Source organism: Paenibacillus sp. N119s (assembly GCF_059447605.1).
Genome location: NZ_JCAJRU010000016.1, coordinates 25,896 through 39,267, shown reverse-complemented (window position 1 = coordinate 39,267; position 13,372 = coordinate 25,896). Strand labels below are relative to the sequence as shown.

At 46.5% G+C, this 13,372-nt stretch carries 10 protein-coding genes; 7 read left to right on the top strand and 3 right to left on the bottom strand.

Going from position 1 to position 13,372, the window contains the following annotated elements; all coding sequences use genetic code 11:
• From AC5V8P_RS04095 to AC5V8P_RS04070, 6 genes are all read left to right on the top strand, one after another.
• A partial coding sequence (locus AC5V8P_RS04095) for a TldD/PmbA family protein (RefSeq protein ID WP_495473560.1) occupies positions 1-879 on the top strand: 879 nt, incomplete at its 5' end.
• A 3-nt stretch (positions 880-882) separates the two neighbouring features.
• On the top strand, positions 883-2,226 hold the full coding sequence (locus AC5V8P_RS04090) for a TldD/PmbA family protein (RefSeq protein ID WP_064796938.1): 1,344 nt from the start codon (positions 883-885) through the stop codon (positions 2,224-2,226).
• Between the two features lie 214 nt (positions 2,227-2,440).
• On the top strand, positions 2,441-3,832 hold the full coding sequence (gene thrC / locus AC5V8P_RS04085; RefSeq protein ID WP_064796939.1) for a threonine synthase: 1,392 nt from the start codon (positions 2,441-2,443) through the stop codon (positions 3,830-3,832).
• 418 nt (positions 3,833-4,250) lie between these two features.
• The gene (gene gdhA / locus AC5V8P_RS04080; protein ID WP_064796940.1) at positions 4,251-5,627 is read left to right on the top strand and encodes an NADP-specific glutamate dehydrogenase; all 1,377 of its coding nucleotides are present in this window, start codon (positions 4,251-4,253) and stop codon (positions 5,625-5,627) included.
• Between the two features lie 283 nt (positions 5,628-5,910).
• Positions 5,911-6,303, top strand: coding sequence for a MarR family winged helix-turn-helix transcriptional regulator (locus tag AC5V8P_RS04075; RefSeq protein WP_063208595.1), 393 nt, complete (start codon positions 5,911-5,913; stop codon positions 6,301-6,303).
• A gap of 48 nt (positions 6,304-6,351) precedes the next feature.
• Entirely contained in the window at positions 6,352-7,005 is a 654-nt protein-coding gene (locus AC5V8P_RS04070; protein ID WP_063208441.1) for a nitroreductase family protein, read from the top strand.
• A 132-nt stretch (positions 7,006-7,137) separates the two neighbouring features.
• Here AC5V8P_RS04070 and AC5V8P_RS04065 read toward each other — a convergent pair whose 3' ends face one another.
• Together AC5V8P_RS04065 and AC5V8P_RS04060 are read right to left on the bottom strand one after the other, a co-directional pair.
• A complete protein-coding gene (locus AC5V8P_RS04065) occupies positions 7,138-8,295 on the bottom strand; it encodes a VanZ family protein (protein ID WP_064796941.1) in 1,158 nt (385 codons plus the stop codon).
• A 7-nt stretch (positions 8,296-8,302) separates the two neighbouring features.
• On the bottom strand, positions 8,303-9,649 hold the full coding sequence (locus tag AC5V8P_RS04060) for an amino acid permease (protein WP_064796942.1): 1,347 nt from the start codon (positions 9,647-9,649) through the stop codon (positions 8,303-8,305).
• A 278-nt stretch (positions 9,650-9,927) separates the two neighbouring features.
• On the opposite strand from AC5V8P_RS04060, the gene AC5V8P_RS04055 reads away from it, so the two are divergent.
• Positions 9,928-11,922 (top strand): AraC family transcriptional regulator, encoded by a 1,995-nt coding sequence (locus AC5V8P_RS04055; RefSeq protein WP_081276813.1) that lies wholly within the window; start codon positions 9,928-9,930, stop codon positions 11,920-11,922.
• Positions 11,923-12,092: 170 nt separating this feature from the next.
• Here AC5V8P_RS04055 and AC5V8P_RS04050 read toward each other — a convergent pair whose 3' ends face one another.
• Entirely contained in the window at positions 12,093-13,145 is a 1,053-nt protein-coding gene (locus tag AC5V8P_RS04050; RefSeq protein WP_064796943.1) for a 2,3-butanediol dehydrogenase, read from the bottom strand.
• Positions 13,146-13,372: the final 227 nt, after the last annotated feature.

Here is a 13,372-nt window from a genome sequence, read left to right as displayed (position 1 = left end):
ATGAGAATAAGCGCGATTGCGACTCATGGGGAGCATAGACAGTCCGGTTTCCGTGGGCCGGGAGCGTATGCTGGGACTGAATTCCTGGAGAACCTGAATATCGAAGAAAATGCCAGACACGCCGCTCGGATTGCGTCCACGATGGTGAAAGCAGGATATGCCCCTAGCGGCAGACTGCCTGTCGTGATTGAGAATGGCTTTGGCGGTGTCCTTTTCCACGAGGCGTGTGGACATGGGCTGGAATCTACGGCGGTGGCGCATGGAACTTCCGTGTTTGCCAATAAGATCGGGCAGCAGGTGGCTTCACCGCTCGTCACGGCTATAGACGATGGAACGATTCCGAATGCGTGGGGCTCGCTCAATATCGATGACGAAGGAGCGCCGACACAGCGCAACGTATTAATCGAGAACGGCATTTTAAAAGGATATCTGATCGACCGCATGGGTTCGCGCCAGATGGGTGTACCTGCGACAGGGTCAGGACGAAGACAATCCTATAAATTCGCGCCTGCATCGCGTATGAACAATACGTTTATTGCGAATGGTGAGTCTACTCGTGAAGAGATCATTGCGGATACAGAGTACGGCATCTATGCCAAATCGCTGGGCGGTGGTTCGGTGAACACCTCGACGAGCGAGTTTAATTTTGCAGTCGAAGAGGCGTACATGATTCGTAACGGCAAAATTGCCGAGCCGGTCAAAGGCGCAACGCTGATCGGCAAAGGCATTGAAACCCTGCAAAATATTGATAGGGTCGGCAACAATCTGGACCATGGTCAGGGGATGTGCGGCTCGGTCAGTGGAAGTCTTCCGGTCAACTGCGGACAGCCGACGATTCGTGTGTCCGAAATGACCGTCGGTGGACGGAAGGGGGAATAGGCGATGAATATTCAGCAATTTCAGGAAGCATTGTTCGCCAAAGGTCGGGAAATGGGCTATGCGGATATGGAAATCTACTATGTAAATGGACGTTCTACCTCGGTAAAGGTACTGAAGGGAGAAATTGACCAATATACCATCGTTGAAAATGGCGGACTTTCCTTCCGTGGTGTCATTAACGGGAAAATGGGCTATGCCTCTACGGAAAAGCTGGAACCGGATGTGATCGACTTCTTATTGGAGGAAGCACGCAGCAACGCGGACATATTGGAGAGCGAGGAGCAGGATGAGCTGTTTGCAGGCTCTGAGAGCTATCCTGAGCAGCCTGATTATGCCTCAACGCTTGCTGACACAGTTCCTGAGATTCTGATTGAAGCGGCGCTGGAAATGGAGCGTACAGCGCTTGCCGCAGACCCACGGATTGTGATGGCTCGGCATTGTTCGGTCAGCATTCGTGAAAATGAAGTCCTGATTGTGAATACCAAAGGGTTACACTGCCATCGTCGTAAAAGCCTAGCGAACGCTTATGTGTATGTGATTGCAGCAGACCATGGCGAGACGGTTACCGGGGGCTGGCATGATTATTCGCTCCGGAGCGTGGAGGAGATCGATATTGCGGATGTGGCGCATAAAGCCGTACAAGAGGCCGTTTCCAAGCTGGGTGCGCACACCATCCAATCGGATAACTATCCGATCATCTTCCGTCATGATGCAGCAGCGCAATTGCTGGCTGCGTATACGTCGGTATTTTCAGCGGAGTCAGTGGATAAAGGCTTTTCACGCTTAGCTGGGAAACTGGGACAAAAGGTGGCAAGCGAACATATCACACTGATCGATGATCCGCTGATGGAGAATGTTCCGGCAGGCAGTACGTTTGATGCCGAAGGCAGTGCGACACGCCGCAACGAGATTATCAAGGATGGCGAACTACGGACGTATTTCCATAACCGCAAGACAGCCCGCAAGGCTGGGGTGCAGAGTACCTCTCATGCTTCCAAAGGCAGCTATAACGGTAAAATTGGGGTGTCGTATCATAATCTGTACGTGGCTCCAGGCACGTCTACGTTGGAAGACATGATTCGCAAGACGGATCGCGGGCTGATGATCGTCGAGCTGCAAGGGCTGCATGCAGGTACGAATACGGCGTCTGGTAATTTTTCGCTGGCTTGTCTGGGCTACTGGATTGAGCAAGGGCAAGTGGTCAGAGCGGTCAATCAGATTACGGTATCAGGCAACTTCTTTGACGTGCTACAGCAGGTAGAAGAAGTTGGCAACGATTTGCGTTTTACAGGAAGCTGCACTTCTCCTTCGCTCAAGCTGGCTGCACTCTCGATTTCAGGCTCGTAATGGCTGGAGTAGCCTTCCTTTTCACACTTACGGCCTGTTCCTGACGTTCTAATTGACTAGTGATGATAGATGCTTGATGCATCAGGGTATGGTAAAGTAGGAGAAAGTCTTTGAAATATGAAAAAAAGGCTTGGTTACAGCACCGCGACAGGGTATTATAGACAATAATATATTCGAAAAAAGGTTCGAATTGAATTTTTATTGGGGGATGTATATGAGATATATAAGCACTAGAGGTCGAGTAGAAGCCAAGGGATTTATTGATACCGTGCTCATGGGGTTAGCTGACGATGGAGGTCTGATGGTACCGGAGCAGATTCCGACCGTGTCGGGAGCTACGCTGGAGCAATGGGCTACATTGAGCTACAGAGAGCTGCTGCTGGAAGTTTTTGCGCTGTATATCAATGATGAGATTCCTCGTGAAGATTTGGAACAACTGGTGGAGCGCAGCTATGCGAGCTTCCGTCATCCGGAAGTTACGCCAGTGAAGAAGATCAACGATTCCCTGTCTATTTTGGAGTTGTTCCATGGACCTACGTTCGCGTTCAAGGATGTGGCGCTGCAATTTATGGGTGAATTTTATTCCTACGTGTCCAAAAAGCAGAATGAGATCATTCACATTTTGGGTGCAACCTCAGGCGATACTGGGGCAGCAGCCATTCAAGGCGTACGAGGCAAGGAAGGCATCAAAATCTGTATTTTGCATCCGCATCAAAAGGTGAGCAAGGTACAAGAACTGCAAATGACGACGGTAGACGATGAAAACGTGCTGAATCTATCTGTAAAAGGGAACTTTGACGATTGTCAAAAAGTGATTAAGGACCTGTTCGCTGATTTGGACTTCAAAGCCAAACATCATCTGCGGGCGATTAATTCGATTAACTTTGTGCGTATTTTGGCGCAGACGGTATATTACTTCTATGCTTATTTCCGGGCGCTGGAGTCTGCGGGTACGAAGAAGATCAATGTCAGTGTGCCATCCGGCAACTTTGGCAATATCTTTTCCGGCTTTCTTGCGAAGAAAATGGGCCTGCCGATCCATAAGCTGATCATTGCCACGAACGAAAATAATATTTTGGAGCGCTTCGTGAAGACAGGCGAATACCAGCCGGGCGACTTCAAGAGCACATACAGTCCTTCGATGGACATTCAGGTGGCAAGCAATTTTGAAAGATACCTGTACTACTTCCTCGGAGAGGATACGGCTAAGGTATCTGAGTACATGAATAGATTCAAAACCGAGGGACGGATTGTGATCGGTGCGGAGGATTTGAAACGTGTCCAGCAGGATTTTGAGGCGCTTGGTGCTTCGAATGAGCAGTGTCTGGAGCTGATCAAGAAATACAAGGCTGAATACGATTATTTGCTCGACCCGCATACAGCTTGCGGTATTGCCGCGTATGAGGCGTATAATGGCGCGGACGAAGTATGTGTGACCTTCGCAACAGCACATCCGGCCAAATTCGATGAGGCGATCCGTCTGGTGGACATTAAGCAGGAGTTCCCGACGCAAATTGAACAATTGTTCGCCAAGCCGCAACACCAGCAGGTGGTAGAGCATGACGAGGCCGAAATTGTGCGTCAGCTTGAAGCCTTTTATGCGTAATAGAATATTTCTGTAATGGTGAGTTGTTACCTTCTTACGGATGGGAAAAGAGGCTGCGCCCTGTGCGCTAGCCTTTTTCTTGTTTCCATTTTTTCCAGATATGATGTATGTTTTATTTTCAATTTGTTCACATATTAATGCCATATCGAGTAAGGTGTTAGAGGTTGGAAAATCGTGAAAAAAGCCCGTAAATCAAGGGTTTTGGTTTTAGGAATATAACAGGCAATGGTAGGTTCATAGAGTTATTTAATGAAGGATACAAAAATCTTTTATAGGCGATTTTGATGTATTATTATAAAAAATCATGTATAGTAAACTAAATTTTATGAATACATAAAGTTCCACTCTCGAGGGGGGCAGAATAAAGTCATTCCGTCATTTAACAGAGGGGCTAATTATAAAAGGGGTGTATTAAATAATGACCATGATCCGTCCAGAGCAGAGTCAACAAGCAGCAGCCGAATATGTGCAGTCCGTTTTTGAGAAGGTTATCGCGCGCAATCCTCATGAGAATGAATTCCATCAGGCCGTCAAGGAAATTTTGGATTCGCTAATTCCGGTATTGGCTAAGCATCCTAAGTATATGCAGCAGGGGCTTTTGGAGCGGCTGGTGGAGCCAGAACGTGTCATTACCTTCCGTGTACCTTGGGTAGACGATGCAGGCAATGTACAGGTCAACCGTGGCTTCCGCGTACAGTTTAACAGTGCGATTGGTCCTTATAAAGGTGGACTTCGCTTCCATCCGTCCGTGTATCTGGGTATCGTCAAGTTTTTGGGTTTTGAACAAATTTTCAAAAATGCGTTGACAGGTCTTCCCATTGGTGGTGGTAAAGGCGGCTCAGATTTTGACCCCAAAGGTAAATCAGATAACGAAGTAATGCGTTTTACACAAAGCTTCATGACGGAATTGTATAAATATATCGGCCCAGATGCCGACGTTCCGGCAGGGGATATTGGCGTAGGTGGTCGTGAGATCGGTTACATGTTCGGGCAGTATAAGCGGATTCGCGGAGGACATGAGGGCGGCGTCCTGACGGGTAAAGGGATTCATTACGGAGGCAGTCTCACACGTACGGAGGCAACTGGCTACGGTTGTGTGTATTTTGTCAACGAGATGCTGCAAGCCCAAGGTTTGTCCTTTGAAGGACAACGTGTCGTCGTGTCAGGCTCGGGCAACGTATCCATTTATGCGATTGAAAAAGCACAGCAGCTCGGTGCTACAGTCGTGGCATGTAGTGACTCTAATGGCTATGTCTATGATCCAGACGGTATTGATCTCAAGCTGGTGAAGCAGCTTAAAGAAGTGAATCGTCTACGGATTAGCGAGTATACAAAAGAGCGTCCAGGCGCAATCTATACAGAAGGCTGCTCGGGAATCTGGTCAATCCCTTGTGACATCGCACTGCCATGTGCGACGCAGAATGAAATTGACGAGCATGCAGCACGGTTGCTGGTCAGCAACGGCGTAAAGGCTATCGGCGAAGGTGCAAATATGCCGTCCTCGCTACAGGCCATTGAAGTATTTTTGGAGAACAGAGTTCTGTTTGGACCAGCCAAAGCTGCCAATGCAGGCGGAGTTGCGGTGTCGGCGCTCGAAATGTCGCAGAACAGCATGCGCCTGTCATGGACCTTTGAAGAAGTGGATGCCAAGCTGCATGATATTATGAAAAATATTTATGCTAACAGTGTGAAGGCAGCTGAGGAGTACGGCGTACCGGGCAACCTGGTGGTTGGAGCGAACATCGCCGGATTTGTGCGTGTGGCTGATGCTATGCTGTCTCACGGAATTATCTAATTCAACACCCCATCTCCTTATCTTAATTGTACAAAGATTGAATAACCTAGCGTATAAAAGCAAAATAAAAGCTGAGCGGCTCCGTGTGAGTTGCTCAGCTTTTATTTTGAATGAGACACTTTATTTTTCTCAGGGACTTGATTTATTGTTAAAGAAGCTGTATATTACTTGATAGATCAATGATTGATAGATCAACGGTTAGATCGCAAAGCCCAGCGATATGCTTTAGGGAGGAGAGATTGATATCACCCAGACACCATCCGAGGCTGAGTATATTTTTGATCTGCTGCTGCTGCTGAACAAACAGATTAGCTCTAAGTTTGAGCGGTGTGCAGGAATCAGCGCTTCCAGATTGCAGTTGTTGTGCAAGTTGTATCAGGTGGAGGAGATTAGCCAAACGCTGCTGCAAAAAGAGGTTGGCATCGACGGTGCGGCCGTAACGCGCCATTTGAAACAGCTAGAGGCGACCGAAATGGTCACACGACGCACAAAACCAGAGGACAACAGGGTTACCTTGGTAAGCCTGACCGATTATGGACGTGCACGCATTGTCATCTTTAAGCAGGAGCGCTCGCAGTTTGTAGCTCAGCTGCTACAGAGCTTCGACGAGACCCAGCGGCAACAGCTAGCTGATATGCTGCAAGTGATGAATAGTCATATATCCAATATGGACTGACGACATGTGAATATTACGATTCCCCAGAGGGACAAAGGAGAGATTGGAATGAGTAATACAAATACAACCAATATTGTGAAAACAAATGATTTTAAGGAAATCGCACTGGGACGCCGTTCGGTAAAAGTATACGACCCGTCCGTGAAGATCAGCCGCGAGGAAATGACTGAGATTTTGACGGAAGCTACACGCGCTCCATCTTCCATTAACCTGCAACCTTGGCGTTTTCTCGTCATTGAAAGCCCTGAAGGTAAAGCAACCCTGGCGCCATTGGCTCGTTTCAACCAACGTCAAGTTGAGACATCTTCGGCCGTGATCGCTGTGTTTGGAGATTTGAACAACTTTGATAATTTCGAACAAATCTTCGGAGAAGCTGTAGAACTGGGCTATATGCCAAAAGACATTAAAGAAATGCAACAGGAAAAAGTAACAGCCCATTTTGCTGCCCTTGATCCAGTTGTGAATAGAGAAACCGTCCTGATCGACGGTGGATTGGTGTCTATGCAGCTTATGCTGGTGGCACGTGCTCATGGGTACGACACTAACGCTATCGGCGGTTATGAGAAGGATAAAATTGCTGAAGCCTTTGGTCTGGACAAAGATCGTTATGTTCCTGTCATGCTCATTTCCATGGGTAAAGGAATCAACGAGGGTCATCCGTCCACACGTTTACCAATTGATCAAATTGCACAGTGGAAATAAACAAAATGAATTAACGTCGATACACAAAATAAAAAACAGGTGAACAAAGGGTTCCCCTTTGCTTCGCCTGTTTTTTATTTTGCTTAGATAGGAAAACAGAACGCCATGCTTATCACGTTGTCGGTCTTCCGGTTATTTTGGATCTGTATCCGTTCCCGAAGTCTGTCCAGAGTCAGCGGCGTCATTTTGAAGAGGATGATAGCGCTTGGGCCATATAATCTGGTGTGAAGTATGGCTAAGCTCTTCGTAAAATAACGGTGCTTTCTTGAACAGGCGTATGACGAAATGGAGAAAGAACCATCCGTTCAACACCAACAGTACAAGACCAATCGGAACCATGACCCAAGGAGACACATGAGATCCCAGCACAGATCCACCTAGTACGTAATTCAGTCCAAAATACAACCAATACAAGAGACTGTACCGCTTCATGAGCTCCCACAGGGAAACTCTTTTTCCTCTCCCAGTAAGATGTATGCGTACCAGCCATTTTCCTGGAGTTCGTCCATGGGTCAGGTAAGGAACTACCATAAAGTATATCCCGCTGGAAACCCAGAAAGCAGCAGATACATGCAGAAACTCCGTGATGCCTAGTAACCCTGTCCAAAGGGTAGAATCCACTAAAAAGGCTACTCCTCGTCTTGTATAGGACACCCGTTTGGTCGTAATATCCAAGTGCTTGTCCAGATGTTCCAAACGGGGAAGGAAGCGTGAAAACCACTCGCCGAGCAGAAAGCCCAGCATACCGCCCAATGTGTTAGCCATCAGATCATCCACATCAAACACACGATACGCATGGTCAAAAAATCCATACAGTCCCGTCAGCTGTGTCACCTCAAAGAAGAGGGACAAGGCGAAGGACAGAATCAGACACCAACCCCATCGTGCACGGAAATAATAACGTAAGAACATACCGAAAGGCATGGTCATGATCACGTTAAAAACGACTTGCAGAAAAGCACGCTCCTTCAGCAAATGAACATAACTGGAGGGATGAGCAGGTGAAACGGATGTTTCTCTTATAATGTCTTGCACGAATTGCAAGGGGATCAATTGCAACGCTCCCCCGGCCAAGGCCGCATTGTGACGTGATGCCGGGAGCGGAAGTATGACCAAAAAGAAGGCGTTCATCAAGTATAACAGCATCAAGTAAAGCAACCATGCTCTAGCCTTGTGAATATAGCCATGTCTGCGATATTGCACGATAAGGAACGGAAGTGTAAACAATAACGCAGCAACTGGGAAGGCTAAAAAAGCATATGAAACAGGAAATAGATACGATTGAATCATGAGCTGTTTAAGCCTGCTTTCTCCGGAACTTCACCAAAGACCAGATGATCAAAAATGCCATGAACGACACGCATACACTTATGCTGATTCGATTTTGCGGGTCAATCAAGAACAGGAAGGCAATGACCCATAGGCATCCCACTGTTACCGCCGTTATATAAGGGTATCCCCATATCTTGAAAGTAGGCTCTACTGGATAAGATTTACGCAGTTTCAATTGGGACAGACAGATGCAACTCCAGACGAGCAGTACAACAAAGCCAGGTACAGCCATCAAAATACGGAACAGCCCGTCCTGAGCGACGTATGCGACCATGGAGCCAACAATCAGGATGACTGCGCACAGTTTGAGACTGTTCACTGGGACCCCATTTGAGGACAAGCGCGCGAGTGACTTGGGACCTTCCCCATTAACAGCCAACGAATGGAGCATACGTGTTGCTCCGTAGATCCCCGAATTGGCAGCAGACAGTACAGCAGTGATCAGAATAAAGTTCATGACATGAGCCGAGCCTTGAAGTCCTACAGAAGACAACACCTGTACAAATGGGCTGGTATTCGCATCCAGCTCATTCCAGGGGATCAAGCCACAAATAATGAGAATTGGCAGCGTATAGAACAAAACAACGCGAAGAATAAAACTTTTAACCACTTTAGGCAGTACCTTTTCTGGATTTTCAGTCTCCGTCAACGTCAATCCGATCAGCTCAGACCCTCCGTAAGAAAAGGTAACGACCAGTAACGCCGAAAAGATAGCCAGCCACCCATTGGGGAGAAACCCGCCGTGCTGCGCGTAGTTGCTCAGATAAGGTGGAGTTTCAGTGGGAATAATTCCGAATAGTATACAGCCACCCAAGGCGATAAAGATAATAATCATGGCGATCTTAATACCCGCCAGCCAAAATTCCAGCTCTCCTAAACCGCCGACACTCAGCATGTTGACGACAATAATGAAAGCCGCACTTGCTAAACTGAGGAGCCATAGAGGAACATCTGGCAACCAATATTGCAGAAAGCTCCCCGCAGCAATGACCTCAATGACACAGACAGCCAGCCACATAAAGCAATACAACCAGCCGATAATAAAGGAAAGCCGTTCTCCAAAAGCCTTGCGGATAAAATCCTTCATATTCATGTTGGGGTAGACGGTAGCCATCTCGGCAATCGCGCCCATAACGACCAATAGCAGGAGTCCTGCGAAGACATAGGACAAAATAACTCCAGGTCCTGCCAGGCTAATCGTTTCGGTACTTCCTTTAAAAATCCCCGTCCCGATGACTCCACCCATAGCCATAAAGGTAATATGTCGTGGTCGAAGCTTTTTGTGCAGAGTGGGTTCTTCATTTGATTTCAATATGAAATCCTCCTTCATCATAGTATATAGCCTCAGCATAGCCCAAGCAGGGTTACTTCAATTAAATTTATACTACATGAAAATATCTAATTAGGAAATGAAAGAAATAGGATATGGCAGGGAGATTGTGATTAGATAGAGGATAAACTGTAGAAACAGAGGCATAAGAATGATATCGTTGACGAATGTTGTATGATCGATATCATTCTGTCTTTATGATATATAATGAGATTGGTTTGAAAAAAAGTATGATATTTATGAAGCGGAGGCTTGGATACGTGAAGCAGGATCGGCAAAAGCAGACAGGTTCCCATACCGGGATGAGCAAGGGGCATGAAGCTGATGAGCTGAACAAGCTGCTGTCCGTATGGCTCCAATCGTCGATCCGTGTCATGGATGTCCGGCACATTCGACTGGAGACGGGAGAGCTGGTTCAATCCTATCGTTTCCCAGCGCATGCTTTTGTGTTTATGCTACAGGGTAGCGTATATTTGGCTGGTGATTGGAAGGATGCATCCCGTTCAGGCTATGTACTGCATGGCAGCAAAGGCTTTGAACTGAACATAAAGCCTGCGTCATACAGGATCGAATATATCCTTGTTCTATATAAAGCGACCTCTCTAGCAGGGCACACAGTTTATCATCATCCTTCGGCAGCTTATGGTTTCATACCGTCCTATCCGGTTATACTATACCAAAAGCTGCAACTATTGGCGGACGCATGGCAGGATCAAGAGAGGTTATCGAAGATCCAGGCTCAGGGTCGGTTCTATGATTTTGCATATGAATGTATGCGCCAATGGCAGGAACCGCAGGCTCGGACTTCCACGCGGGATGTCGTGGCACAGGCGATTCGATTTATGCAGGCTCATTATGCGGAATCCATCACACTGGAACGTCTGGCCGGATTATTGGAATGCAGCCCGCGACACCTGACTCGATTATTTAAAAAACAAACGGATTGCAGCCCGATTATGTATCTGATTCAACTACGGATGGACAAGGCGAAGGAGCTTTTGCGGAAGACGGATGCCACTTTACAGGATATTGCTGTGAGTGTGGGGTATCCGGATGTGTATTTCTTTAGCCGGGCATTCAAAAAACATACCGGGGTATCCCCGGTGCATTATCGGGATAGCCTATATTCATCTGTTTTTGATAGTGATATGCGTCTGGATAATCCATCAAGCATGTCTGAATGTTCCATTGATTCAATAAGTAGCGCCCTGCATACTGTTATTGAGGATAATAATCATTATCAAAACCATGATGAAGGGATTTTACGAATGAATAGAAATGCAAAGCATTCCATGGCATTTATTTTATTGCTTAGTTTTACCTTGCTGCTGAGCGCGTGCTCAGGCTCATCCAGTCCTACGGCAACGGATGGCGCTGTACAAGGGAACAAAAATACATCAACGGAACCAGCATCACAGGAAAGGGTGCTGAAGGATGCACTTGGGCATGAAGTGAAGATTCCGGCTCAGCCTCAGCGTGTGCTTGCTTCTTATCTGGAGGACCATCTGGTGGCGCTGGGTGTTAAACCGGTAGCCCAATGGTCGGTAGGTAAAAACTCAGTTCAGGCTTACCTGCAAAAAGAACTGAAGGATGTTCCTGCTATCGCATCGGATCTTCCGTTCGAAGCGGTGTTGAGCTTCAAGCCTGACTTGATCATTATGGACAGTGCGAGCATGGTCGAAGGCGACAAATATAATCAATACTCCAAAATTGCTCCGACCTATGTTGTAGGCAGTAATATGAATAATGATTGGCGTCAAGAGCTGCTGACCGTGGGTGAGGTGCTGAATAAGAGCAGTGAAGCGAAGCAGGCATTAAGCAATTACGACAAAAAAGCAGCAGAGGCGAAAGCCAAGCTCAGTCAGACGGTAGGACAAAAAACCGCTGCGGCATTGTGGGTAACGGATAAAAACGTATATGTGGTGAACCAGAATCTATCCAGCGGGGATGTATTATACAAGGATTTGGGATTCAAGATTCCACAGGTCGTACAGGAGATATCCAAAACGGCCAAGGCGAACTGGAGCAACTTATCCCTCGAAAAACTGGCTGAGCTGGACGCTGATTATATCTTTATCGTGAACAGCAAAAATATTAGCAAGAATGAGATAATTAAAGATCCAGTCTGGGCAGGAATTCCGGCTGTCAAAGAAGGTCACGTATACGATTTTGGCAAGGATTCCAGCTGGTTGTATACAGGTACAATTGCAAACAGTCAAATGATTGATGATGTTCTGAAAAATGTAATGAAATAATGTAACTCAATAATCTAGATTATAATAAAACAGCGCTATTCTTACTTAACGGCAGAGACCAAAGTAGGAGAGCGCTGTTTTGTCTTTTCATTTACATGGACGCTTGTCATGCAACCTGGTTTTATAATAAAAGATGTCTGCAAAGGGCAGACATCTGATAATTTTCGATATTAGGATTGCGGGGATACCAGGATTTTAACCTGATTTTTCTCTTTCAGGAGACCTTCAAAGCCTTGCTCGATCACTTCTTCGAGCTTGATACGTTTGGTTACAAGCTTGTCAGCAGGGAAATATCCCTTTTCCATCAAGCTGATCACAGCTGGGAATACATCGCGGTAGCCGATAATACCAGTCAGATTGCGTTCCTTCATGACAATATTGTTCGGTTTAATTGGAGCTTCTTTTTCAAAAATGCTGACGATCATGATTTGTCCGCTGATTTTAGTGGATTCAATTGCTTGTATCAGCACAGGAGGTACTCCAGTGACTTCATAAGCTACGTCTACGCCGCCGTTGGTGCGTTTGTGCAGCTCTTCCACCACATCATAAGTTTTAGGATCAAGCACGATAGCACCCAGCTCCGCAGCTTTGGCTTTACGCTCTTCGGAAAGCTCTACTGCATAAATCTCAGATGCGCCCGAAGCTTTTAATGCTTCAATCACGAGCAAGCCGATAGGACCAGCGCCAAATACGACAGCTTTATCGCCGACTTTCAATTGGCTTTGACGTACAGCATACAAAGCAACGGCCGAAGGCTCTACCAAAGCGCCTTGCTCGAAAGATACGTTTTCTGGAATTTTGTGAACCATGTGCTCGTCAGCAGCCACATATTCAGAAAATCCACCGCCGCCGCCTGCCAAACCGAGGAAGCCCATTTTATCGCAAAGGTTATATTTGCCTTGTTTACATGCATCGCATTTTCCACATGCAAATACAGGTTCTACGACTACACGGTCGCCAACCTGAATCTTGGTTACGCCTTCACCGATTTCAACGACTTGTCCAGAAAATTCATGTCCCATCACGATCGGAGCTTTTTCGCCAGTCAGTGGATGCTGAGCATTTTCAGGAATGAAGATCGGTCCTGCTACATATTCGTGAAGATCGCTTCCGCAAATGCCACACCATTCTACTTTGATCTTTACTTTTCCTGGAAGAGCAGCGGGCTGCTCAATGTTTTCCAAACGTAGGTCTTTTACTCCATGCCATCTCAATGCTTGCATGTCTTGTCATCTCCTTGATGATTATATGATCATTGCCGCTATAAAAGTAAATGAATAAGGAAACGTTTCCGAAAAATAATATGTCACAATTTTTACACATTGTCAAACCAAAATAATGCAAAAAGCACTTGATTTTTTTGTGAATATAATCACTTGTGACTATGGCGCTATATTTGACTCGTTGCTTAGTACAAAAGAATTTTTGCGAATTTTGCAGGTGAAGCAGA

Excerpts from the sequence above, each read along its gene's own strand:
- AC5V8P_RS04065 (WP_064796941.1), bottom strand. The coding sequence starts at position 8,295 with ATGATTCAATCGTATCTATTTCCTGTTTCATATGCTTTTTTAGCCTTC.
- AC5V8P_RS04090 (WP_064796938.1), top strand. The coding sequence starts at position 883 with ATGAATATTCAGCAATTTCAGGAAGCATTGTTCGCCAAAGGTCGGGAA.
- gdhA (WP_064796940.1), top strand. The coding sequence starts at position 4,251 with ATGACCATGATCCGTCCAGAGCAGAGTCAACAAGCAGCAGCCGAATAT.
- thrC (WP_064796939.1), top strand. The coding sequence starts at position 2,441 with ATGAGATATATAAGCACTAGAGGTCGAGTAGAAGCCAAGGGATTTATT.
- AC5V8P_RS04070 (WP_063208441.1), top strand. The coding sequence starts at position 6,352 with ATGAGTAATACAAATACAACCAATATTGTGAAAACAAATGATTTTAAG.
- AC5V8P_RS04050 (WP_064796943.1), bottom strand. The coding sequence starts at position 13,145 with ATGCAAGCATTGAGATGGCATGGAGTAAAAGACCTACGTTTGGAAAAC.